Annotated in this window: 23 protein-coding genes and 2 pseudogenes; 21 read left to right on the forward strand and 4 right to left on the reverse strand. The window is 63.3% G+C overall.

Going from position 1 to position 22,156, the window contains the following annotated elements; all coding sequences use genetic code 11:
• Positions 1–7 precede the first annotated feature (7 nt).
• Positions 8–471: pseudogene (locus tag X756_RS1000000168135) on the forward strand (zinc-binding dehydrogenase); the annotation flags it as partial.
• Positions 472–481: 10 nt separating this feature from the next.
• Here the strand turns inward: X756_RS1000000168135 and X756_RS139490 are convergent.
• Together X756_RS139490 and X756_RS139485 are read right to left on the reverse strand one after the other, a co-directional pair.
• On the reverse strand, positions 482–1,147 hold the full coding sequence (locus X756_RS139490; RefSeq protein ID WP_023731417.1) for a uracil-DNA glycosylase: 666 nt from the start codon (positions 1,145–1,147) through the stop codon (positions 482–484).
• Positions 1,144–1,725: an NYN domain-containing protein gene (locus X756_RS139485; protein WP_023670234.1), complete on the reverse strand. Its 582-nt coding sequence runs from the start codon at positions 1,723–1,725 to the stop codon at positions 1,144–1,146. Before X756_RS139485 ends, X756_RS139490 begins: the two co-directional genes overlap by 4 nt.
• A gap of 330 nt (positions 1,726–2,055) precedes the next feature.
• On the opposite strand from X756_RS139485, the gene rpoZ reads away from it, so the two are divergent.
• The 11 genes from rpoZ (at position 2,056) to recO (ending at position 11,454) form a co-directional block, all read left to right on the forward strand.
• Positions 2,056–2,457: a DNA-directed RNA polymerase subunit omega gene (rpoZ, locus tag X756_RS139480; RefSeq protein WP_023670235.1), complete on the forward strand. Its 402-nt coding sequence runs from the start codon at positions 2,056–2,058 to the stop codon at positions 2,455–2,457.
• A 127-nt stretch (positions 2,458–2,584) separates the two neighbouring features.
• Positions 2,585–4,816, forward strand: a complete 2,232-nt coding sequence (locus X756_RS139475; RefSeq protein WP_023670236.1) for a bifunctional (p)ppGpp synthetase/guanosine-3',5'-bis(diphosphate) 3'-pyrophosphohydrolase — start codon at positions 2,585–2,587, stop codon at positions 4,814–4,816.
• A gap of 87 nt (positions 4,817–4,903) precedes the next feature.
• Positions 4,904–5,482, forward strand: coding sequence for an orotate phosphoribosyltransferase (gene pyrE, locus X756_RS139470; protein ID WP_023731418.1), 579 nt, complete (start codon positions 4,904–4,906; stop codon positions 5,480–5,482).
• 11 nt (positions 5,483–5,493) lie between these two features.
• The gene (locus X756_RS139465; RefSeq protein WP_023731419.1) at positions 5,494–5,874 is read left to right on the forward strand and encodes a VOC family protein; all 381 of its coding nucleotides are present in this window, start codon (positions 5,494–5,496) and stop codon (positions 5,872–5,874) included.
• Between the two features lie 274 nt (positions 5,875–6,148).
• A complete protein-coding gene (locus X756_RS139460) occupies positions 6,149–6,733 on the forward strand; it encodes a DUF2062 domain-containing protein (RefSeq protein WP_023670239.1) in 585 nt (194 codons plus the stop codon).
• Positions 6,730–7,143: a holo-ACP synthase gene (acpS, locus tag X756_RS139455; protein WP_023670240.1), complete on the forward strand. Its 414-nt coding sequence runs from the start codon at positions 6,730–6,732 to the stop codon at positions 7,141–7,143. Before X756_RS139460 ends, acpS begins: the two co-directional genes overlap by 4 nt.
• Positions 7,144–7,233: 90 nt before the next feature.
• A complete protein-coding gene (gene lepB, locus X756_RS139450) occupies positions 7,234–7,983 on the forward strand; it encodes a signal peptidase I (protein ID WP_023670241.1) in 750 nt (249 codons plus the stop codon).
• Positions 7,983–8,699 (forward strand): ribonuclease III, encoded by a 717-nt coding sequence (gene rnc / locus X756_RS139445; RefSeq protein ID WP_023684493.1) that lies wholly within the window; start codon positions 7,983–7,985, stop codon positions 8,697–8,699. Before lepB ends, rnc begins: the two co-directional genes overlap by 1 nt.
• On the forward strand, positions 8,696–9,622 hold the full coding sequence (gene era, locus X756_RS139440) for a GTPase Era (RefSeq protein ID WP_023670243.1): 927 nt from the start codon (positions 8,696–8,698) through the stop codon (positions 9,620–9,622). Before rnc ends, era begins: the two co-directional genes overlap by 4 nt.
• Before the next feature lie 44 nt (positions 9,623–9,666).
• The gene (locus X756_RS139435) at positions 9,667–10,560 is read left to right on the forward strand and encodes an aminoglycoside phosphotransferase family protein (protein ID WP_023731420.1); all 894 of its coding nucleotides are present in this window, start codon (positions 9,667–9,669) and stop codon (positions 10,558–10,560) included.
• A gap of 102 nt (positions 10,561–10,662) precedes the next feature.
• The gene (gene recO / locus X756_RS139430; protein ID WP_023731421.1) at positions 10,663–11,454 is read left to right on the forward strand and encodes a DNA repair protein RecO; all 792 of its coding nucleotides are present in this window, start codon (positions 10,663–10,665) and stop codon (positions 11,452–11,454) included.
• A 99-nt stretch (positions 11,455–11,553) separates the two neighbouring features.
• Here recO and X756_RS139425 read toward each other — a convergent pair whose 3' ends face one another.
• Entirely contained in the window at positions 11,554–12,018 is a 465-nt protein-coding gene (locus X756_RS139425) for an NUDIX domain-containing protein (protein WP_023687287.1), read from the reverse strand.
• 247 nt (positions 12,019–12,265) lie between these two features.
• Between X756_RS139425 and X756_RS139420 the strand changes: the two genes are divergently transcribed.
• The 8 genes and pseudogenes from X756_RS139420 to X756_RS139390 all read left to right on the forward strand — a co-directional run bounded on the left by X756_RS139420 (position 12,266) and on the right by X756_RS139390 (position 20,238).
• Positions 12,266–15,040: a DUF2339 domain-containing protein gene (locus X756_RS139420; protein ID WP_023731422.1), complete on the forward strand. Its 2,775-nt coding sequence runs from the start codon at positions 12,266–12,268 to the stop codon at positions 15,038–15,040.
• Positions 15,041–15,087: 47 nt separating this feature from the next.
• A complete protein-coding gene (locus X756_RS139415) occupies positions 15,088–15,330 on the forward strand; it encodes a type II toxin-antitoxin system VapB family antitoxin (protein ID WP_023731423.1) in 243 nt (80 codons plus the stop codon).
• Entirely contained in the window at positions 15,330–15,746 is a 417-nt protein-coding gene (locus tag X756_RS139410) for a type II toxin-antitoxin system VapC family toxin (protein WP_023731424.1), read from the forward strand. The genes X756_RS139415 and X756_RS139410 overlap by 1 nt, the downstream gene beginning before the upstream one ends.
• A gap of 162 nt (positions 15,747–15,908) precedes the next feature.
• Positions 15,909–16,427, forward strand: coding sequence for an RNA polymerase sigma factor (locus tag X756_RS139405; RefSeq protein ID WP_023692862.1), 519 nt, complete (start codon positions 15,909–15,911; stop codon positions 16,425–16,427).
• The gene (locus X756_RS139400) at positions 16,424–17,206 is read left to right on the forward strand and encodes an anti-sigma factor (protein ID WP_023731425.1); all 783 of its coding nucleotides are present in this window, start codon (positions 16,424–16,426) and stop codon (positions 17,204–17,206) included. The genes X756_RS139405 and X756_RS139400 overlap by 4 nt, the downstream gene beginning before the upstream one ends.
• Positions 17,207–17,365: 159 nt before the next feature.
• The gene (locus tag X756_RS139395; RefSeq protein WP_023692865.1) at positions 17,366–18,463 is read left to right on the forward strand and encodes a peptidase C39 family protein; all 1,098 of its coding nucleotides are present in this window, start codon (positions 17,366–17,368) and stop codon (positions 18,461–18,463) included.
• 5 nt (positions 18,464–18,468) lie between these two features.
• Positions 18,469–19,927, forward strand: a pseudogene (locus tag X756_RS01000000166070) (RimK family protein).
• Positions 19,928–19,965: 38 nt separating this feature from the next.
• Entirely contained in the window at positions 19,966–20,238 is a 273-nt protein-coding gene (locus X756_RS139390; protein WP_023670254.1) for a DUF3303 family protein, read from the forward strand.
• A 13-nt stretch (positions 20,239–20,251) separates the two neighbouring features.
• On the opposite strand, the gene X756_RS139385 is transcribed toward X756_RS139390, so the two are convergent.
• Positions 20,252–21,151, reverse strand: a complete 900-nt coding sequence (locus X756_RS139385; RefSeq protein ID WP_023731426.1) for a LysR substrate-binding domain-containing protein — start codon at positions 21,149–21,151, stop codon at positions 20,252–20,254.
• Positions 21,152–21,237: 86 nt separating this feature from the next.
• Here X756_RS139385 and X756_RS139380 point away from each other — a divergent pair, with 86 nt between their 5' ends.
• Entirely contained in the window at positions 21,238–22,155 is a 918-nt protein-coding gene (locus tag X756_RS139380; RefSeq protein ID WP_023692868.1) for a fatty acid desaturase family protein, read from the forward strand.
• Position 22,156: the final 1 nt, after the last annotated feature.

Consider the following 22,156-nt stretch of genomic DNA (forward strand, 5'->3'; position numbering starts at 1 on the left):
GTCTGGCTCGCTCGGCTATGCGCAGGCGGCAGCACTGCCGACGAGGGCGATCACCGCCTTTGAGGCGCTGTTCGACCGCCTCAATGTGAAGAAGCTAGTCATCGGCGCCGCGAACACCATCCTGATCGTCGGCGGCGCCGGCGGCGTCGGGTCGATCGCGGTCCAACTCGCGCGCCAGCTGACCGATCTGACGATGATCGCCACCGCATCGCGGCCCGAAACCCGCGACTGGGTCGCAAGAGCGTTTCGGTCCACTGGGAGCCGATGTTCACCCGCTCGCTGTATGAAACGCCCGATATGGCCGCGCAGGGCGAACATCTCAACGAACTGGCGCGCCTTGTCGACGCCGGCACCATCCGCACCACGCTGGGCGAGACGTTCGGCCCAATCAATGCCGCCAATCTGAAGCGCGCCCATGCGCTGATCGAGACCGGCAAGGCCAAGGGCAAGATCGTGCTCGAGGGATTTTGAGAGGCAGCGTCTAGTTCCGCAGGAACGACGCGATCTCGCTGAATACCTTGACGAACATCGCTTCGGTCAGCACCCCAGTGTTGGTGTTGTAGCGCGAGCAGTGATAGCTGGAAAACAGCGTGACGCCGCCGGCCGGCAACTGACCGCCGTGCTTGAACGGATAGGCGGCGACGCGCTGGCCCAGCGCCCTGACGGTCGACTGGTGGGCGATGGAGCCCAGCGCCAGCAGGGCGCGCAGTTTGGGAAAGCGTGCAATCGTCGGCACCAGAAAGCTGCGGCAAGTGGCGATCTCGGCGCCGACCGGCTTGTTTTCAGGCGGCACGCAGCGCACCGCATTGGTGATCGCGGTGCCGATCAGTTCGAGCCCGTCATCCGGCCGCGCCTTGAACTCGCCGCGGGCAAGACCGTGAGCGATCATCGTTGAGTAGAGCAGGTCGCCGGCATAGTCGCCGGTGAACGGTCGCCCGGTGCGGTTGGCGCCGCGCAGGCCGGGCGCCAGCCCGACGATCAGCAGCTCGACGGCGTCCTCGCCATCAGGCGGCAGGAAAGTCGGCACCGGCGCATTGAACCACGACGGCTCGCGCTGCCGCCAGTCTGCGATGAAATCATGCAGGCGCGGGCAGAGCGGGCAGTCGCGGTCGGGTTCGGGAGCGGCGTCCAAGGCCGCCGCCGTCAATAGTCTTCCTCTTCGACTTCGGCCGGCTCGGGCCTGCGCACCGGCCGTTCGGAGGGATCGCGGCCGACCTCGTTCTTCAGCGAGGTCAAATCGATGAAATGGTCGGCCTGGCGGCGCAGATCGTCCGAGATCATCGGTGGTTGCGAGGCCATGGTGGAGACGATCGAGACCTTGCGGCCGCGCCGCTGCAGCGCTTCGACCAGTGTGCGGAAGTCGCCGTCGCCGGAGAAGATGACATAGTGATCGACAACATCGGCAAGTTCGAGCGCATCGACGGTCAGTTCGATGTCCATATTGCCCTTGATCTTGCGGCGGCCGGTCGAGTCGGTGAATTCCTTGGCCGGCTTGGTCACCACCTTGAAGCCATTGTAGTCGAGCCAGTCGATCAAAGGGCGGATCGAAGAGTATTCCTGATCCTCGACCAGAGCGGTGTAGTAATAGGCGCGCAGCAAATAGCCGCGCTTCTGGAAGCTGGACAGCAGTTTGCGGTAGTCTATGTCGAAGCCGAGTGCGCGCGAGGTGGCGTAGAGATTGGCGCCGTCTATGAAAAGAGCGATTTTTTCACGGGGGTCGAACATGGCAATATTCCTTTTTCGAAATAGGTGGCGGACTAATCGAAATGGGTCGTTATATCGGTCGGCTCGTAAATAAACCGGCTGACCTTTCGTCAACCGAGATAGCGCCAGTTTTACGGCAATCCAAGGGTGCCGGGGCGCACTGCAAGCAATTGTGATCGGAGCCGTGTCGTCGCCGGTAGGCGGGCTTTGCCGGCAAGGCATTCACCGGCGCCAGAGACTGGCATTCGCCAGCCGATGGGGCCACGGCGCCATAATGCTTGTATTTTGGCGGCGTTCGGGTTATGGACCGCGCCTGTTTTCCATCAAATCCAGGCATGAAAGGGGCAATCAATGGCCCGCGTAACCGTTGAAGACTGCATCGACAAGGTCGACAACCGCTTCGAGCTCGTGCTGCTCGCCGGCCACCGTGCCCGCCAGATCAGCCAGGGCGCGCCGATCACCGTGCCCCGCGACAACGACAAGAACCCGGTCGTAGCGCTGCGCGAGATCGCCGACGAGACGCTGTCGCCCGACGACCTCAAGGAAGATCTGATCCACTCGCTGCAGAAGCATGTCGAGGTCGACGAGCCCGAGGCCGACGGCGAGGCGATCGCCGACCAGACCGGCAACGCAGTTGCAGCTACCGATGCCGACGACGCCGAAGAAAACGTCACCTTCGATCGCATGACCGAGGAAGACCTTTTGGCCGGCATCGAGGGCCTGGTTCCCCCGGAAAAGAGCGACGACTACTAATCGCTGCCCTGGACCTGCCGGGAATATGGTTCCGGCACTTCCGTCCCGTGAGTTTCGTGGCTATCTATGAGATGCGCCGTACATCAGTGCGGCGCATCAATCATTTCAGCACCGTGAGAACCCGCCCATGATGCGTCAGTATGAGCTTGTCGAGCGCGTTGCGCGCTACAAGCCTGACGTCAACGAGGCGTTGCTCAACAAGGCCTATGTCTACGCCATGCAGAAGCATGGCCACCAGAAGCGCGCTTCCGGCGATCCCTATTTCTCGCATCCGCTCGAAGTCGCCGCCATCCTCACCGAAATGCACATGGACGAGGCGACGATCGCCGTCGCCTTGCTGCATGACACGATCGAGGACACCACCGCGACGCGGGCCGAGATCGACGATCTGTTCGGCCCCGAAATGGGCAAGCTGGTCGAAGGCCTGACCAAGCTGAAGAAGCTCGATCTCGTCTCCAAGAAGGCCGAGCAGGCGGAAAACCTGCGCAAGCTGTTGCTGGCCATCTCGGAGGATGTCCGCGTTCTGCTGGTCAAGCTCGCCGACCGTCTGCACAACATGCGCACCCTCGACCACATGCCCGAGGCCAAGCGCCTGCGCATCGCCGAGGAGACGATGGACATCTATGCGCCGCTCGCCGGGCGCATGGGCATGCAAGGCATGCGCGAGGAACTGGAAGAGATCGCCTTCCGCTTCATCAATCCGGAAGCCTATCGCGCCGTCACCGCGCGGCTTGCCGAGATATTCGAGCGCAACAAGGGCGTGCTGACCGACATCGAAAAGGCGCTGTCGGCGCTGTTCGAAAAGCATGCCATCAACGCCGGCGTGAAGAGCCGGCAGAAGAAGCCTTGGTCGGTGTTCCGCAAAATGGAGGCCAAGGCGCTGTCCTTCGAGCAGCTCTCGGACATCTTCGGCTTCCGCGTCGTCGTCGACAGCGTCGAAGACTGTTACCGCGCGCTCGGCGCCATTCACACCACATGGTCGATGGTACCTGGCCGCTTCAAGGATTACATCTCGACGCCCAAGCAGAACGACTACCGTTCGATCCACACCACCATTGTCGGCCCATCGCGCCAGCGCGTCGAACTGCAGATCCGCACCCGCGAGATGAACAAGATCGCCGAATATGGCGTCGCCGCCCATTCAATCTACAAGGACACCGGCGGCAAGACGAACGGTGCCGCCCATGCGATCTCGAAGGAGACCAACGCCTATGCCTGGCTGCGGCGCACCATCGAGCAACTGGCAGAAGGCGACAACCCGGAAGACTTCCTCGAAAATACCAAGCTGGAGCTGTTCCAGGACCAGGTATTCTGCTTCACGCCGAAAGGCATGCTGATCGCGCTGCCGCGCGGCGCCACGCCCATCGACTTCGCCTATGCCGTGCACACCGATGTCGGCGATACCTGCGTCGGCGCCAAGGTCAACGGCCGCATCATGCCGCTAATGACGGAACTTAAGAACGGCGACGAGGTCGAGATCATCCGCTCCAAGGCGCAAGTGCCGCCGGCGGCCTGGGAGTCGGTGGTGGTCACCGGCAAGGCGCGTTCAGCCATCCGCCGCGCCACCAAGAACGCCATTCGCAAGCAATATTCAGGTCTTGGTGCCCGCATTCTCGAGCGCGCCTTCGAGCGCGCCGGCAAGACCTTCACCAAGGAAAGCCTGAAGCCGGTGCTGCACCGGCTGGCGCGCAAGGACATCGAAGATGTGCTGGCCTCGGTCGGGCGCGGCGAACTTGCCTCGACTGACGTCATGAAGGCGGTCTTCCCAGACTACAAGGACGAGCGCGTCACCGTCAGCGCCCCCAAGCAGCGCGAGGAGGGCTGGTCGAAGATCCGCAACGCCGCCGGCATGCTGTTCCAGATGCCCGGCACCCGAGCCGCGCGCAAGGACAAGGACCAGCCGCGCGATGGCGCGGTGCCGATCCGCGGCGTGCGCGGCGACCTGCCGGTGCGTTTCGCGCCGGAAGGGGCCGTGCCTGGCGACCGCATCGTCGGCATCGTCCAGCCGGGCACCGGCATCACCATCTATCCCATCCAGTCGCCGGCGCTGCAGGCCTTCGACGACCAGCCGGAGCGCTGGATCGACGTGCGCTGGGACATTGACGAGCAGACCAAGGAGCGCTTTCCGGCGCGCGTCTCGGTCACCGCCATCAACGCGCCGGGCTCGCTCGCCGACATCGCCCAGGTCGTTGCCTCCAACGACGCCAACATTCATACGCTGTCGATGGTGCGCACCGCGCCCGACTTCACCGAAATGCTGATCGATCTCGAAGTCTGGGATCTGAAGCACCTCAACCGGCTGCTGTCGCAGCTCAAGGATAATTCGAGCGTCAGCGATGCGCGGCGTGTGAATGGGTGAATAGTGAATAGTGAATAGTGAAAGAAGGCGTTCTCACTACCATTCACCATTCACCATTCACCATTCACCATGGACATGGGGCGAGTTATGAATACCGATGAAGTTCTGGGCATTTTCCGCGAGGCAGGCGCTGTTCTGGAGGGACATTTCATCCTGACGTCGGGTCTGCGCAGCCCGGTCTTCCTGCAGAAGGCGCGCGTCTTCATGCATGCCGACAAGACCGAGCGGCTTTGCAAGGCGCTGGCCGAAAAGATCCGCAAGGCGGTGCCGGGCAAGATCGACTACGTCGTCGGCCCGGCGATCGGCGGCCTGATCCCGGCCTATGAGACGTCGCGCCATCTCGGTGTGCCAGCAATCTGGGTGGAGCGCGAAGGCGGCGAGTTCAGGCTGCGCCGCTTCGAGATCGCGCCGGGATCGCGCGTCGTCATCGTCGAGGACATCGTCACCACCGGCCTGTCGATTCGCGAAACCATCGACTGCCTGCGCGCGATTGGCGCCGAGGTCGTGGCGGCGGCCTGCATCATCGACCGCTCGGCCGGCAAGACCAATGTCGGCGTGCCGCTGATCGCGCTTGCCGAATATGAGGTGCCGGCCTATCCCGCCGACCGCCTGCCGCCGGAACTTGCCGCCATCCCGGCGATCAAGCCGGGTAGCCGCAACATTTAGGGGACATCACCATGATCGCCGGCATCGATCATTTCGTGCTGACGGTCCGCTCGGTGGAGGACAGCTGCGCCTTCTACCAGCGGGTGCTTGGCCTCAAGCGCCTCGACGAGCCGGAGCGGCCGACGGCGTTGCTGTTCGGATCGCAGAAGATCAATCTGCATCAGGCAACGCACACTTTTGAACCGAAAGCCAAGATGCCGATGCCTGGCTCCGGCGATTTCTGCCTGATCGCCGCAAGGCCGCTTGCCGAGATTTGCGCCAGTCTGGAAGCCAATGGCGTTGCCATCGAAGTCGGTCCGGTCGAGCGCACCGGCGCCCGCGGTAAGATGATGTCGGTCTATTTCCGCGATCCGGACAGCAATTTGGTCGAAGTCAGCGAATATCGGGAATAGTCTATCCGCCTCGGCGTCGTCTTCCCGGGCAGGCCTGATCGTCGTCATGAAAGTCTCGCTTGGATGTTGTGTTGTCCTCAGTTTCGCCCCAATGGCGCTCTTGTTACCCGCCTGCGGCAGACCATCGCGGCGGCGTTTCATTGTTCCGCCGCAAGGCAGTCGCTATATCAAAGTCGTTGTTGCCTTTCTGCGCCCTCGAAGCGCAAGATGGAGCGACCGCGCCCGGCCAGGGATGGTTGCAATTTGGGCGTGATGAACCGGGAACTGGAACAGAGTGCTTTTTCGACGCCGAAAGCCTGATGGCATTCTGGAGCGGGTGCGTACCTATCTGTGGCCGCGCCGCTCGTTTTCGCGCTCGTTGCAATATTTCTCCAAGCGCATCCTGCGGCTGAAGGCGACACCGCATGCAGTCGCGGCCGGCGTCGCGGCCGGCGTTTTCGCCTCCTTTTTTCCGCTCGGCTTCCATTTCGCCGTCGCCGCCGTGCTCTGCTGGGTGGTCGCCGGCAATCTGGTGGCCGCCGCCCTCGGCGCGGTATTCTTCGGCAATCCGCTGACTTTCCCGCTGCTGTGGGGAGCGTCCTGGGAAGTCGGCAAGCTGATCCTGCATGAACGCCTGCCCAAGAACGGACCGCCTGCGCATCTTGGTGAGATGATGCACACGCTGTCGTTTGCAAAGCTGTGGCACCCGGTGCTCGAGCCGATGCTGATCGGCGCTGTGCCGCTCGGCCTGATCTTCGGGCTGATCTTCTACGGCATTACCCGCTGGGGGATGACAGCCTTTCGCGAGCAGCGCAGGAAGCGCATGGCAGAGCGGGCGCATAAGGCCGGGCACCGCGGACGGGAAGTTCCGGCGGAATGATCATCGGCATCGGCAGCGACCTGATCGACATCAGACGCATCGAAAAGTCGCTGGAACGGCATGGTCAGCGCTTCATCCAGCGCATCTACACCGAGGTCGAACAGGTCCGCTCGGAAGGCCGCAAGGGCCGCGCCGCCTCCTATGCCAAGCGCTTCGCCGCCAAGGAGGCCTGCGCCAAGGCGCTTGGCACCGGCCTGGCGCAGGGCGTGTTCTGGCGCGACATGGGGGTCGCCAACCTGCCCAGCGGCGCGCCGACGATGGCGCTGACCGGGGGAGCGGCGGCACGGCTGGCCAAAATCCTGCCACAGGGGCACAGAGCGGCGATCCACCTCACAATCACCGATGATTTCCCGCTTGCTCAAGCCTTTGTGATCATCGAGGCGTTGCCCGCCGAACAAGCGCCACATTGATTGCATCAGACGACCGCTATCTAACGCCGACTTGACGTTGCCCAGCGCGCGCCGAGACTCTATACCATCCAACGCACAATCGAGGACGACATGAGCGTGGCTGAAAAATCCGAGAAGAAATCCGGCGGGCTTGGCGAAATCGTCAGCGTCATCATCCAGGCTTTGCTGCTGGCCATGGTCATCCGCACCTTGCTGTTCCAGCCCTTCTCGATTCCGTCCGGCTCTATGCGGCCGACCTTGCTCGAAGGCGACTATCTGTTCGTCACCAAATGGTCCTACGGCTTCTCGCGCTATTCGCTGCCATTCGGCCCAGACATCTTTTCCGGCCGCATCTGGGGTTCCGATCCGAAGCGCGGCGACGTGGTGGTCTTCAAGTTCCCGCCGGATCCGTCGCTCGACTACATCAAGCGCGTCGTCGGCCTGCCCGGCGACAAGATCCAGATGAAGGACGGCCAATTGTTCATCAACGGCCAGGGCGTGCCTCGTGTGAAAACCGGCCAGATCCAAAATCCTGATATCACGGAAGTGCCTGAGCCGGTCGACGTCTATCGCGAGACCCTGCCCAACGGCGTCAGCTACGACACGCTCGACCTGACACCGAATTCGATCACCGACAACACCCGCGAGTTCGTCGTGCCCCCCGGCAACTATTTCATGATGGGCGACAACCGCGACAACTCCTCCGACAGCCGCCTCAGCGTCGGCTACGTGCCGGCGGAGAACCTTGTCGGCCGCGCCAACATCGTCTTCTTCTCGATCGCCGGGAAGGCGAGCCCGCTCGAGATCTGGAAATGGCCGTCGCTGGTGCGCCTGTCGCGCCTGTTCCATTTCGTGAATTGATGGCTTTGAAGCGCCCGACGGGTGAAACTCTGGCCGATTTGGTGACAGCCAAAACCGGCCATTCCTTCCGGGACGTCCGTTTGCTCGAGACCGCGCTGACCCATTCCAGCGCGGTCAAGGCAAGCAGCAACAACCAGCGCCTCGAATTCCTTGGCGACCGCGTGCTCGGCCTGATCGTTGCCGACCTGCTTTTTGAAAAGTTTCCTGAGGCGCCGGAAGGTGAAATCGCCCCGCGCTTCAATGCCCTGGTCGATGCGCGGACATGCTCCGAGATCGGCATTGAAATGCAGCTCGAAGATCTGGTTCGGGCCGACGCTGCCTTGAAGGCGCGCTCGCGTGGCTCGGGCGGAAACTATCTGGCGGATGCAGTCGAAGCGCTGATCGCGGCAGTCTATATCGATGGCGGCCTCGATGCGGCAAGGCAATTCGTCCTGCGTTACTGGGAGCCGCGCTCGCAAAAGGTGGTGGCCAAGCCGCCCAATCCGAAATCCGACCTGCAGGAATGGATCGCCAAGACCAGCGATGTCAGGCCCGAATACGCGATCGAGAAACGAGAAGGACCTGAACATCAACCGGTTTTCACGGTGTCCGTGAAGGTCGGCGGTTTTGCGCCGGCAAGCGGCACGGGCGGCTCTCGCCGCGCAGCCGAAGAAGCGGCGGCATCGGCGTTTCTTACGCGCGAAGGCATCTGGGCCAACCAAGGGAGTGCGGCATGACCGGCAGCGAAGATCTCCCTCCGGCAGCGGAGGCCACGCATTCCGGCTTCGTTGCCCTGATTGGGGCGCCCAATGCCGGCAAGTCGACGCTGGTCAACCAACTGGTCGGCGCCAAGGTGTCGATCGTCACCCACAAGGTACAGACCACCCGCGCCATCGTGCGCGGCATCGCCACGCATGACAACGCGCAGATCGTCTTTGTCGATACGCCCGGCATCTTCAAGCCGAAGCGCCGGCTCGACACCGCGATGGTGACCACAGCCTGGGGTGGCGCCAAGGACGCCGATATCGTGCTGCTGCTGATCGATGCCGAGCGCGGCATCAGGGGTGACGCCGACGCCATCCTCGAGCGGCTGAAGGACGTCCGCCAGCCGATGGTGCTGATCCTCAACAAGGTCGACCGGGTCAAGCACGAGGCGCTGCTGGCCCTGGCTGCGGCAGCAAACGAAAAGGTGCCGTTCAAGCGCACCTTCATGGTCTCGGCGCTGACCGGCTCCGGCTGCAAGGATTTGCTCGACTATCTCGCGCAAGCGCTGCCGGTCGGCCCCTGGTACTATCCGGAAGACCAGATCTCGGACCTGCCGATGCGCCAACTGGCCGCCGAGATCACCCGCGAGAAGCTGTATCTGCGGCTGCATCAGGAGTTGCCCTATTCCTCGCATATCGAGACCGAGAAATGGGAAGAGAAACCGGACGGCTCGGTGCGCATCGACCAGACCATCTATGTCGAGCGCGACAGCCAGAAGAAGATCGTGCTCGGCCACAAGGGCGAGACCATCCGCGCCATCGGCCAGTCGGCGCGCATGGAGATAGCCGGCATTCTCGAGCAGAAAGTGCACCTGTTCTTGTTCGTCAAAGTGCGTGAAAACTGGGGCGACGACCCCGAGCGCTACCGTGAGATGGGGCTTGAGTTTCCCCATTGAGCTTCATCGTCTAGAAGTGCCGCCCGGCAGTTTGAGACGATGACATGCCTGATCCAAAACCGACCATCGATACCGATCTCGTGCGCCGGCTGGTCAACGCGCAGTTTCCGCAATGGCGGCATCTGCCGGTGAGCCCGGTGACGTTTGGCGGTTGGGACAACCGAACCTTCCACCTCGGCAATGATATGACTCTGCGGCTGCCGAGTGCCGCACCATATGCCTTGCAGGTCGAAAAAGAGCACCGCTGGCTGCCCAGGCTGGCGCCGCTTCTGCCGCTGCCGATCCCGGTTCCACTGACGATGGGCGAGCCCGGGGAGGGCTACCCCTGGCATTGGTCCGTCAACCGCTGGATCGACGGCGAAACAGCCAAGACCGCCGAAATCGCCGATCGCCCACAGTTCGCGGTCGATCTGGCCAAGTTCCTCATTGCGCTCCGGCGGATCGATCCGGCGGGCGGGCCGCCCGCGGGCCAGCACAATTTCTTCCGCGGCGGATCGCCGAGCGTGTATGACAACCAGACAAGGGAAGCACTCCAGGCGCTGGAGGGGCAGATCGACACCCAGGCGGCCACCGCTGTCTGGGATGCGGCCCTTGCCGCCACCTGGCAAGGGTCGCCCGTCTGGTTTCACGGCGACGTCGCCTGGGGCAACCTTCTGGTCCAAAACGGCCGTTTGAGCGCCATCATCGACTTCGGCACCTCAGGCATCGGCGATCCCTCTTGCGACCTGGCGATCGCCTGGACGTTCTTCCAGGGCGAGAGCCGGGAGGCGTTCCGCGCCGCCATCGACGTCGATGAAGCGACCTGGGCGCGCGGCCGCGGCTGGACGCTGTGGAAGGCGCTGATCACGGTTGCCGGACACGACGCCAACCAAGCCGAAGCCGAGCGATCGCGCCGCGTCATCGACGACGTCCTGGCCGATCACCGGGAATTCGCGTGATCAGAGCCTTTCGACGATGTGTGGGGATCCAATGTCAGCACAGATCGCACGCGGCGCGCCAAAATCTTGATTTAGCCACGCAACCGGTGACAAGCTCCTGCCATGGAATGGCGCGACGAGGGAATCATACTCGGCACCCGCAAGCATGGCGAAACCAGCGCCATTCTCGAGGTAATGACGCGTGCGCATGGCCGCCATCTCGGCCTGGTGCGCGGCGGGCGCTCGCGCAAGCAGCAGCCGGTGCTGCAGCCCGGCAACCGCGTCGACCTTTTGTGGCGGGCACGCCTCGACGAGCATCTCGGCACCTTCCAGGCCGAGGCGATCGAGATGAATGCCGCCCGGTTGATGGACAGCGCAGTCGCCGTCTACGGCCTGCAGACCACGGCCGCGCATCTCAGGCTCCTGCCGGAGCGCGACGCCCATGGCGGCCTGTATGAGACGCTTGCCGTGATGATCGCCCATCTGGACGATTCGGATGCCGCCGGGGAACTGGTGGCGCGCTTCGAACTGCTCATCCTCGACGAACTCGGCTTCGGCCTCGATCTCAGCCAGTGCGCGGCGACCGGCGCCAGGCAGGATCTGGCCTATGTCTCGCCGAAATCCGGCCGTGCCGTGTCGCGAGCCGCCGGTGCGCCGTGGCGCGACAAGATGCTGGCGCTGCCGGCCTTCCTGCAGCGCGGCTCCGGCTTGCGGGCGGACCACGCGGCACTCGAGGACGCCTTCCATCTGACCGGTTTCTTTTTCACCCGCCATGTCTACGAGCCGCGCGGCATTGAACAGCCCGATGCCCGTGCCGGCTTCCTCGCCGCCTTGCGCAAGCATCATTCGGGCGGCAATGCCGCCACTACGGCAGACGCTGCGCCAGAAAGGGGAGGGAGACTCGGTGGGTGCTGACCTCCGCAACCGTCCAGGTTCACAGCAAAAGCTGCATGCGGCAGCATTCCTCCCCCTTGTGGGGAGGGTTAGGGTGGGGGTACTCGTAGGGCAAGAGCCTCAGCCGGCCTTGCGATGCTCCATGAAATCATCGAGGATGGCGCGCTGACCGCCGAGGATCTTGAGGCTGGCCTCCGCGAAGGAAAACCAGCCGGCCCTGTCGATTTCGGGAAATTCCCTCGTCACGCCTGACCTGGGCGGCCATTCCATCGTGAACATGTTGCTTTTAACGGCATCGGGATCGAAATCGGCTTCGACACTCCAGGCGATGACGATCTTGCCGCCGGCTTGCCGATAGCTGCCGACAGGCTCGAAATCACCCTCGATGCTGACTCCGAGTTCTTCCCCAGCCTCGCGCCGGGCGGCGGCCAACTCATCTTCATTGTCCTCGACGAGGCCCTTGGGGATCGACCAAGCGCCTTCATCCTTCCTTGCCCAGAATGGGCCGCCGGGATGGACGAGCAGAAATTCGAGAATGCCGGCCCTTGTCCGGTGGATCAGCAGCCCTGCACTTCGTTTCGGCATTCGATTTCCTCGTAGTTCATCCGAGGATAGCATGGCTCCTGGGCAAGTGGCGGCGGCATGCCATTCCTGGCTATCTCAGATGATGAATGAGGATAAAGACCGTAGGCCGCTGGAATTTGCCGACGAAACATGCTCGATAACTTCTTTTCGGCCACCATTGCGGTGGCGTGACTTGAATAGCCGTCTGGGGTGGCCGTGTGGCCGCCGCAATTGTCAGTGAAAACTGGCCTGGTTTGGGGGAACCGCCATGTTTGAAAGCCTGATTGGCGCCGTCGTCGTTATCGTGCTTTTTGTCCTCGTCTTGCGCCAGCAGGGCCGCGTCAGTCTGATCGAGCGCGAGCTCGGAGCGCTGCGCAGCCTGGTTCTGTCCGGAGTGCATGCGACACCGCCCGTTGCCAAACCGGCCGAGCAGGCTGCAAGCGCACCGGCGGATTCCGCTCACGCTAGCGCACCAGCTGCCGACATAGCTTCGCCAACAACAGCAGACGCGGCACATGCCCAGGCACCGGCCGCCGAAGCCGATGCGGCCACCAGCGAGGCCGTGCCAGAACTGTCAGCCGCGGCCAAGGCGGCATTCACCGGATCCGCGCCTGCCGCCACGGCGAAGGCAGCCCGCCAGTCCGAGGTCGAAACGGCGCTCGGCACCCGTTGGGCGGTCTGGGTCGGCGGCGTCGCATTGGCTTTGGGCGGCCTGTTCCTGATCCGCTACACCATCGAGGCCGGCATTTTCGGCCCCGAAGTGCGGCTGTCCCTGGCGGCGCTGCTCGGCCTGGTGCTGATCGGCGGCGGCGAGTTCATCCGCCGCACCGGCTTCAAGGTGCCGGTGCAAGGGGCTGCAGGCGCCTATATTCCGGCGATCCTGACGGCTGCCGGCGCCTTCATCCTGTTCGGTGCGGTCTATGCCGCGCACGCCATTTACGGTTTCGTCGGCCCGGCCTTCGCCTTCACCGTGCTCGGCGCCATCGGCGTAGCGACCATTGTCGCCGCTCTCGTCCATGGTCAGGCCCTGGCCGGCATCGGCCTTGTCGGCTCGATGGCGACGCCGGCGCTTGTGTCCTCGCAGGCGCCCAACCCATGGGCGCTGTTCGTCTACCTGGCGATCGTGCTTGCCGCCACAGCCGTGATCTCCCGCATACGCGACTGGAAATTCCTGATTGCGGCCGCCTTCTTCGGCACCGGCGCCTGGACCATCGCCTACATGATGAGTACGCTCGTCGCCGACCTTGCCGTCATCCTGTTCATCGACGCGGTGACGCTGGCGGTGCTTGCCTTTATTTGGCTGGGCAGTCGTGGCGGCGAAGCGGAACCTGCAAAGGCGGGCTTCGACTGGCCCTCGATCGTGCCTGGCGTTTTCGTTGCGTTTTCAGCGCTGGGCCTGTCGGTCGACACGACGCTGGTCGCCGCCGGTGGCGCCTTGCCGGGCGCCTTCGTCCTCGTCGCCCTTGTCGCCACCGCACTCTACCGGCCGCGCGCGCTGCCGCTGCTGCATGCCGCCGGCGTGGTGAGCGTGATGATCCATCTCGGCATCATTCCGCCCACCACCATCGGCTCCGACATAACCCAGGGGAATATCGGCTTTGACGGCATGCCGGTGGCGGCCGGAAATCCGTTGACGCTGCGCATCGGCATTGCCCTCGGCCTGGTTTTCATCGGCGCCGGCTTCTGGGCCGCACGCCGCTTCGCCGCCTCAGCACGGGTCCGCGCGGCATGCTGGGCGGCATGGGGCGTCGCTGCGCCGCTGCTTATTCTGCTGACGCTGTGGCTCGCCTACGGCAATCTCGACCGCGACCTTGTCTACGCAGCGATAGCTGCCCTTCTGGTCGTCGTCTTCGCCGCCGGCGGCGAATGGATCGCGCGCGCCGAACAGCCGCCGCTCAAGGGCGACATTGCCGTCTCCTTCGCGCTTTGCGGCTCGGCTCTGGCCGGCCTGCTGATGCTGCACATGGCATTCGGATCCGGCTGGACGACCATTCTTGCCGGCGTTGCCGCCATCGTGCCGGCGCTGGCGACGCGGTGGCGCAGCTATCCGGTGCTTGGCTGGATTTCGGTCGGCGCGGTCGTTGCCGTGCTGGGCCGCGTCGCCTTCGATCCGACCATCGTCGGCGCCGAGTTCCTGACGACGACGCCGGTGTTCAACTGGCTGCTGCCGGGATACGGCGTACCGGCGCTGGCCTTCGGCTTTGCCGCCTGGCAACTCGCGCGTACCACCCCCGCACTACCAACAACTGGCAATGGCCGGCCGCGCCTTGCGATGGAGGCGGGTGCAGCCCTGTTTGCGCTGCTCACCGTCGCCATGCTGGTGCGCCACGCCATGCATGGCGGCGTCATCGACACCGGCCCGGTGACGCTCGCCGAACAGGCGATCTATACGCTGATCGCCATCGGTGCCGGCGCGATACTGGTGGCCATCGACATGCGCTCGCCAAGCTCTGTGCTGCGCTACGGCTCGATGGCCGCCGGCGTGCTCTCGGTCGCCTTCATCGTCCTCCAGCATTTCCTGGTGCTCAATCCGCTGTTCACCGACGAATCGACCGGCCAGATCCCGGTGTTCAACCTCTTGTTCCTGGCTTACCTGTTGCCGGCCATAGCCGCCGGCGGGCTGGCGCTCTATGCCAGGGACAAGCGGCCGCCATGGTATGCGCAGATGCTGGCGGTAGTGGCGGCATTGCTTGTCTTCGCCTACGCCACACTGTCGGTCAGGCGCGTGTTCAAGGGCGAGTTCATCGGCCTGTGGAGCGGCCTCGGGCAGCTTGAGACCTACACCTATTCGGCGCTCTGGCTGGTCATTGGCGTCGTGCTGCTCACCGCCGGCGTCTGGCTGAAGTCGCAGGTGCTGCGCATTGCCTCGGCGGCGCTGATCGCGATTGCCGTGGTAAAAGTCTTCCTGTTCGACATGTCGGAACTGGAAGGCGTGCTCAGGGCGCTGTCCTTCATCGGTCTTGGCGCCGTGCTGATCGGCATCGGCCTGTTCTACCAGCGGCTGCTGACGCGGGCGGCGAGGGAGGCCAACGCTGCAACTTGAAGTGATATACGAGATGGAATATATGAATATCCAACGGAGGATATTCGATGCCGCTCTATATCCGCGACGACGAAGTGGATGCGCTGGCCAGCAGATTGCAACGCGAGACGAACGCTCCGAGCAAAACGGAGGCGGTGCGGGTCGCGCTCGTGCACGAACTTGAGCGCAATCGGGCGAAGGTGCCGCTGCGCGATCGGATCGCCAGTCTTCAGGACAGGGCCAGGAAGCTTGGCCTGCCCAATCCCGATTTCGATATGAAGAAGTTCACCGACGAGATGTGGGGAGACTGATGTTTGTCGACGCGTCGGTGATCGTCGCCATTCTCAACCAGGAACCTGGGTGGGAGGAATTGCTGAAGCAGCTATCCGGTTTTTCCGGGCAGGTCTGGGTTTCTCCGTTGGTTCACTTCGAAGCAACACAGGCATTGGCAAGGGCCGGCGCCGGCCCGCGCAGACCCAGCGCTGAAGCCCTTCTCCATGCCCGCGATCTGATCGATGAGTTCATTGTGGAGATCATGGGAGAGAGTCTGGCCATTGACGACAACATCAGCTCTCGGGCCATTGACGCGAGTGCCCGTTACGGCAAAGCCGTTGGCCACAAGGCGGATCTGAATCTAGGGGACTGTTTTGCTTACGCCTGCGCGAAAAGCCGCGATCTTCCACTGCTATACAAAGGCCATGATTTCGCACAGACCGATTTAGGATAATTCGGCCCTTTTGTTGATTGCGGGGAATAATTTAGCCGATCAACTCGTTATCTCACTGCTTGGGTGACCGGGGCGGCAGACCGCTTCGCGCTGGCCGCTTGCGCCGCGCCGGGAAGGCGCGTTCAATCGGGTTAAACAAGGGCGACCTCAGAACCAGCGGTCATGGACGAAAAGAAGGCAGCAATCCTTGGCGAAATACCGCGCCTGCGCCGCTACGCACGCTCGCTTCTGCGCGACCGCGAATCCGCTGACGATCTCGTCCAGGATTGCCTCGAACGAGCGCTCTTGCGGCTTGAAAGCTGGCAGACGGGAGAAAGCCCCCGGAGGTGGCTGTTTACGATCATGCATCATTTGTTCATCGATCAGATGCGCAAGGTGAACCGGCGCGGTGAGGCGGCGATCCTGCCGCTCGACGCAAACGAGGCGCAGACAGTCCCCGCCGAGCAGGCCGAGAACGCCGCCTCGCGCGAGATCATCGACGCATTGCAGGCGATCAGCCCCGACCGCCGCGCCGCCCTCGTCATGGTCGCCATCGAAGGGTTTTCCTATGCCGAAGCCGCCAACATTCTCGGCGTGCCCGCCGGCACGCTGATGTCGCGCATAGCGCGCGGACGCGAGGAGCTGCGCAGCCTGCTCGATGACACGGCGCGCCGCCGCTCGATAAGGATCGTCGAGAAATGACCCGCCGCGATTTTTCCGAACGCGATATCCACATGGCTCTCGACGGCGAGCTGCCGGGCGACGAGCGCGCCGCCTACGACGCCTGGATCGACGCCAATCCCGAAATGAAGGCGAAAAGCGCCCGCTACACCGCCGACCGCGCCGCGTTGCGCGCCGCCTTTGCCGGTGTGCTCGACGAGCCCGTGCCGGTGCTGTTCAAGCAGATCGTTAGCGGTGAAGGCGCGACCAAAGCGGCGGCGCGGCAGTCGCGCTGGTGGCTTGCGGCCGCGGCGGCCGCAGTGCTCGTCATCGGCGGTCTTGGCGGCTATTTTGCCGGCATCGGCAGGGAAGATGGCGCCGATGACCAACTGGCCGAAGAGGCGATCGCCGCCCATGTCATCTATGCCGCCGAACAGCGCCATGCGGTGGAAGTGCCGGCAAGCGACAAGGATCACCTGCAGACCTGGCTGTCCAACCGCGTCGGCCTGAAACTGGTGGCGCCGGATCTGGTGGCGGAAGGCTTCCAGCTGGTTGGCGGCCGGCTGCTGCCCGCCGGCCAGGGCAAGGCAGCGATGCTGCTTTACGAAGACGCCAAGGGTCAGCGCATCTCCTTGTTCGTTACCGCTGATTCCTCAGCCAAGTCCAAGGGCACCTACATGGCCGACGCCGACGGTCCCGAGGCGGTCTACTGGCTGGACAAGGGCTATGCCTGCGCCGTCGTCGGCTCGCTGCCGCGAGAGCAGCTGGCTGCGGTCGCCAAGCGCGCCTACGGTCAGCTTCTGGCGGGTATCGCCAGTTAAGCGCATTCCGTTTCGGGAATGCGCCTGGGTAGAAAGTGTCACAATTCGGCCCTATTCGAAGTGCGATAGCGCTTGATGGATATCGGCGTTTCGGCTGATGTTTGCGACGTTTTTGACCGCGGCCTTTTCCTCCACCCAATCGAGGTTTTCCAAACCCGCATGCCTGCCGAGATTCGCAAGGCCCGCGCGTCCGACGTCGATGACCTCGCCGCCATCGAGAAGGCGGTCTTTTCCAGTGACCGCATTTCCCGGCGCTCCTTCCGCTTGTTGATCGAACGCGAGACAGCCGAGATGCTGGTCGCCGAAAGCGATGGTCGTGTCGCCGGCTACGCCATCGTGCTGTTTCGCAAGGGCAGCGGCGTCGCCCGGCTCTATTCGCTTGCCACCAGCCCGTTTTTCAGCGGCCGCGGCATTGGCCGCATGCTGCTTGCAGCGGCCGAAGAAGCTGCCTTCGAGCATGACCGCATGATGTTGCGTCTCGAAGTGCGCGAGGACAATCTTCGCGCCATTGGCATCTATGAGCAGAGCGGCTACCGCAAGATCGGTCGCGAGCCTCACTATTACGAGGATGGCGCCACCGCGCTGCGCTACGAAAAGACCTTGCGCGGCGATATTCCGGTCGCCACCAAAGTCCCGTTCTACCAGCAGACCTGCGAGTTCACCTGCGGTCCATGCTGCCTGATGATGGCGATGGCCAATTTCGATTCCGGCTTCGTGCCCGATCCGGTCATGGAAATCCGCCTATGGCGCGAGGCAACGACCGTGTTCATGATGTCCGGCCCGGGCGGCTGCGAGCCCTTCGGCCTTGCGGTTTCCGGCTACGAAAGCGGGCTTGCGGCGGAAATCTTCGTGTCCTTCTATGGCGCGCTGTTCTTGCAATCGGTGCGCAGCGACGACAAGCGCCGGGTGATGGAACTTGCCCAGGTGGACTTTCGCCGCCGCGCGGAACTTTACGGCATCCCGGTGAATTACCGTCCATTCACCATCGACGATATCCGCGGCGCCCTGGCTCAGGGAAAACTGGTGCTGGTGCTGATCAGCGGCTTCCTGATGTTCGGCAAGAAGGTGCCGCATTGGGTGCTGGCTATCGGCGACGATGGCGACCACATCCTGATCCACGATCCCTGGGTCGAGGACGAAAGACAGGAGACCATCCTCGATGCCGCCAACATTCCCGTGCCGCACGGCATCTTCATGAACATGGCGCAATTTGGCCGCGACGGACTGCGTGCTGCCATCACTCTTGGGAAACGCTGATAACAATGACCTGGGTCATCCTCACCGGCCGTCAGAACGATCTCGACCCGGCGGCGACGCCGCACAAGATCATCACCAACCGTGACTATCTTGCGCATCCGGCGCTGTTTCGCGGCCAGCAGCCGAAGGTCATCAACCTATCGAACAATTACGCCTACCAGAGCCGCGGCTATTATGCCTCTCTGCTCGCCGGTTCGCGCGGCCACAAGGTCATCCCGACGGTCGAGACGATGATCGACCTGTCCGAGCGCAAGCTCTACGAGCACGCGCTGCCGGAACTGGAGCTGGCGCTCAACAAATGCCGCAAGGATCTCGGAGGCGTTTTCCCGCAAAAAATCTGCATCTTCTTCGGTATCGGACCGTCGAAGGTCTGGGACCGCTTCGCCAAGCTGTTGTTCGACTGGTTCCGCGCTCCGGCGCTTGAGGTTCACATCAAGGACAGCGCCGAATGGGCCTCGATCCGCAAGATCGGCTTCCTGCCGCTGGCCAGGATGGCCGAGGANAGCCCTCTTCGTGCAGGCGCTCGAGACATACACCAACCGCGAGTGGCGCGACACCAAGGGCCGCACCCCGGCACGGTACACCTTCGCCACGCTGGTCGATCCGCATGAGGAACTGCCGCCGTCGGAGATTTCCTCGCTGCGTTACTGGGCCAAGATCGCCGAAAAGATGGGCGTCGAAATCGAGCCGATCACCAGGAAGGACCTGGCCAAGCTCGCCAATTACGACGCGCTGTTCATCCGCGAGACCACCTCGATCTCAAACCACACCTACCGCTTCGCGCGCCGCGCCCAGCAGGAAGGCATGCCGGTGATCGACGACCCGCTGTCGATGATCCGCTGCACCAACAAGGTCTATCTCAACGAACTGATGGCCTACAACAAGGTGCCGGTGCCGCCGACGGTGATGATAGCCGGCACCTCGGACCTCGAACTGGCGGCGCAGACGCTGGGCTTTCCGCTGGTGCTGAAGATCCCGGATTCATCGTTCTCGCGCGGCGTCAAGAAATGCGGCAACTTCGAAGAACTGAAGACGCTCGCCACCGAGTGGCTGGAGGATTCCGATCTCCTGATCGCGCAGAAATTCATCCCGACCGAATATGACTGGCGCGTCGGCGTGCTCGGCGGGCAGCCGCTGTTTGCCGTGCATTATCTGATGGCGAAAAAACACTGGCAGATCGTCAACCACAAGGCCAGCGGCAAGCCCGACCAGGGCGGCATCAAGACCTTCACGCTGAAAGAGACGCCGCCGCATGTCGTCGACACCGCGGTGAAGGCGGCGCGCTGCATCGGCGACGGGCTTTACGGCGTCGATCTCAAGGAAACCAAGGATGGCGTCTTCGTCATCGAGGTCAACGACAACCCGAACCTCGACCATGGCTGGGAGGATTCCGGCGAAAAGGACGAAGTCTGGGTGCGGCTGACGCAATGGTTCCTGGAGCGGCTGGACCGTCCCGGGCGTTAGTTTGCGGTCCCGGGCGGTAATTCAACCGAGGGGGAAAAATGCAGTTCATCGTCATCGAGGATTTCACCGGCTGCGACCGCAAGGAGATCTACCGCCGTTTCGGCGAGCGCGGCCGATTGAAGCCGGACGCGCTTGTCGTGCACCACTCCTGGATCGCGGCTGATATGAGCCGCTGCTTCCTTTTGGTCGAAGCCGATGACGTCACGCTGCTGCAGCGCTGGGTCATCGAATGGTCTGACCTGGTGGAGTTCGAGATCATTCCCGTGGCGACGAACAAGGACATGGTCGCCGCACTGGCCGGCCATCTCTGAGCAGTTCGGTCCATCAGCCGAGCACCGGCGAACCCACCGACCGCCGGCATTCCTCAATCAGCCAATTGCGAAACGCCGCCACCAGGTCGCGCCTTGCACTGCGTTCCGGGATCGTCAGGCAATATGGCTGACGCAGCGCGATCGATAGGGCATTAGCCCGGACCAAACGGCCCTCTTCCAGCGCCCCGGCGCAATAAATGCCTTGCGCCAGCGCCACGCCCAGCCCTGAAATGGCAAGGTCGAGCGCTGCCCGCGACGAGTTCGCCGACAGGCCGCGCTGCACTGCGCGGCCGGGTTCTATGCCCGCCGCCTCGAACCAGGTGCGCCAAGACGGAAACGACGCGCCGGTCGGTCCCCAGTCGGTGTGAATCAGTGGCAGGCCGGCGAGGCTGTCGGTTTTGGCGGTGAGTTCTGGCGCGCAGACGGGGTAGACGGCGTCCCTGACAATGTCTTCGGTCGGGTGTTCACGATAGTGCGGGCCGAAGGACAGCCGGATGTCGATCAGTTCGCGGTCGAACGGCACCGGATCGTCATCGCCGCGCAGGGATATGTCGACGGCGCCGTGGCTGGCCACAAAGCCGGCGAGACGTTCGGAAAGCCAGCCCATCGCCATGGACGGCGGCACCGATATGACAAGCCGCGGGCGGAAGGCATCGCTGCCACGCGCGATGCTGCCGATCTCCCGAAAAGCCAGGGTCAGCCGGGGCAGCATCTCGACGCCGGCTTCCGTCAGCACCACGCGGCGGTTGACGCGATGGAACAGTTTTCGACCCATCTGCTCCTCGACGGTGCGAATGAGCTGGCTGACCGCAGCCGCCGAGATCGAGAGCTCATCCGCCGCTGCGGCGAAACTCCCCGAGCGCGCCGCCGCCTCGAAGGCTTGAAGTCCTCTCAGGGAAGGAAGCGCGGTCATTGGGTGATCCGATAGGAAGGTCAGCTTATCCATGTCGCAGAAATCCTCGTCTTTCGAAAGCTTTCTTATTCGAGTAGCTTGGCGCCATGACCGTATCGGCCCAGTTTGAACCCAGAGACCATCGCGACGTCATCGCGTTCCTGACCAATGAGCAGCGCAGCCGCCTGACCGGCAAGTCGGACGGGCCGGGTCTGGTCCAACTCGCCTTCCATCTCGGCGCGATTGTGGCTATCGGCGGGCTGATTGCGGCCAAGGTGTCGTACTGGCCGCTGTTGATGTTGCCGCAAGGCATTCTCATCGTCTTTCTGTTCACGCTGCTGCATGAGACGGTGCACAGGACGGCGTTCGAGACGCAGTGGCTCAACGATGCCGCCGCAAGGGTCTGCAGCCTGGCGATCGCGCTGCCCGCCGACTGGTTTCGCTATTTCCACTTCGCCCATCACCGTTTCACCCAGGATCCCGAGAACGATCCGGAACTCGCCTTCCCGAAACCGGAGACGATGCGGCAATACATCGTCCACGTCTCGGGCCTGCCGGTGTGGTGGGGGCATTTGCAGACACTCTACACCAACGCGATTGGCGGCTGCCACGACAGCTACGTGCCGCCGAAAGGCCTGCCCAAGGTGCGCACTGAAGCCCGCGCCATGATCGCTTTCTATGTCGTGGTCGCCGCGCTAGCCCTGTGGTTCGAGGCAAGTGTACTGCTCTATGTCTGGATCGTGCCGGCGCTGCTCGGCCAGCCCTTCCTCAGGCTCTATCTGCTGGCCGAGCATGGCCGCTGCCCGCTTGTCGCCAACATGCTGGAAAACACCCGCACCACGCTGACCAACTGGCTGGTGCGCAAAGTCGCCTGGAACATGCCGTATCACGCCGAGCACCACGCCTATCCCGGCGTGCCCTTCCATCAGCTGCCGGCCTTCCACCAGCTGATCGAGCGCCATCTCAAAGTCGTCGAACCCGGCTATGTCAGCTTCCACGAGAAATACGTCGAGACCTTGCGCTGAG

Origin of the sequence: Mesorhizobium sp. LNJC405B00 (assembly GCF_000502615.1) — a bacterium.
Taxonomy (GTDB): Bacteria; Pseudomonadota; Alphaproteobacteria; order Rhizobiales; family Rhizobiaceae; genus Mesorhizobium.

Excerpts from the sequence above, each read along its gene's own strand:
- X756_RS139435 (WP_023731420.1), top strand. The coding sequence starts at position 9,667 with ATGCCTGATCCAAAACCGACCATCGATACCGATCTCGTGCGCCGGCTG.
- acpS (WP_023670240.1), top strand. The coding sequence starts at position 6,730 with ATGATCATCGGCATCGGCAGCGACCTGATCGACATCAGACGCATCGAA.
- rpoZ (WP_023670235.1), top strand. The coding sequence starts at position 2,056 with ATGGCCCGCGTAACCGTTGAAGACTGCATCGACAAGGTCGACAACCGC.
- X756_RS139380 (WP_023692868.1), top strand. The coding sequence starts at position 21,238 with ATGACCGTATCGGCCCAGTTTGAACCCAGAGACCATCGCGACGTCATC.
- X756_RS139405 (WP_023692862.1), top strand. The coding sequence starts at position 15,909 with ATGGACGAAAAGAAGGCAGCAATCCTTGGCGAAATACCGCGCCTGCGC.
- rnc (WP_023684493.1), top strand. The coding sequence starts at position 7,983 with ATGGCTTTGAAGCGCCCGACGGGTGAAACTCTGGCCGATTTGGTGACA.
- X756_RS139485 (WP_023670234.1), bottom strand. The coding sequence starts at position 1,725 with ATGTTCGACCCCCGTGAAAAAATCGCTCTTTTCATAGACGGCGCCAAT.
- X756_RS139385 (WP_023731426.1), bottom strand. The coding sequence starts at position 21,151 with ATGACCGCGCTTCCTTCCCTGAGAGGACTTCAAGCCTTCGAGGCGGCG.
- X756_RS139420 (WP_023731422.1), top strand. The coding sequence starts at position 12,266 with ATGTTTGAAAGCCTGATTGGCGCCGTCGTCGTTATCGTGCTTTTTGTC.
- era (WP_023670243.1), top strand. The coding sequence starts at position 8,696 with ATGACCGGCAGCGAAGATCTCCCTCCGGCAGCGGAGGCCACGCATTCC.
- X756_RS139390 (WP_023670254.1), top strand. The coding sequence starts at position 19,966 with ATGCAGTTCATCGTCATCGAGGATTTCACCGGCTGCGACCGCAAGGAG.
- X756_RS139410 (WP_023731424.1), top strand. The coding sequence starts at position 15,330 with ATGTTTGTCGACGCGTCGGTGATCGTCGCCATTCTCAACCAGGAACCT.
- X756_RS139475 (WP_023670236.1), top strand. The coding sequence starts at position 2,585 with ATGATGCGTCAGTATGAGCTTGTCGAGCGCGTTGCGCGCTACAAGCCT.
- X756_RS139400 (WP_023731425.1), top strand. The coding sequence starts at position 16,424 with ATGACCCGCCGCGATTTTTCCGAACGCGATATCCACATGGCTCTCGAC.
- pyrE (WP_023731418.1), top strand. The coding sequence starts at position 4,904 with ATGAATACCGATGAAGTTCTGGGCATTTTCCGCGAGGCAGGCGCTGTT.
- X756_RS139425 (WP_023687287.1), bottom strand. The coding sequence starts at position 12,018 with ATGCCGAAACGAAGTGCAGGGCTGCTGATCCACCGGACAAGGGCCGGC.
- X756_RS139395 (WP_023692865.1), top strand. The coding sequence starts at position 17,366 with ATGCCTGCCGAGATTCGCAAGGCCCGCGCGTCCGACGTCGATGACCTC.
- X756_RS139415 (WP_023731423.1), top strand. The coding sequence starts at position 15,088 with ATGCCGCTCTATATCCGCGACGACGAAGTGGATGCGCTGGCCAGCAGA.
- recO (WP_023731421.1), top strand. The coding sequence starts at position 10,663 with ATGGAATGGCGCGACGAGGGAATCATACTCGGCACCCGCAAGCATGGC.
- lepB (WP_023670241.1), top strand. The coding sequence starts at position 7,234 with ATGAGCGTGGCTGAAAAATCCGAGAAGAAATCCGGCGGGCTTGGCGAA.
- X756_RS139465 (WP_023731419.1), top strand. The coding sequence starts at position 5,494 with ATGATCGCCGGCATCGATCATTTCGTGCTGACGGTCCGCTCGGTGGAG.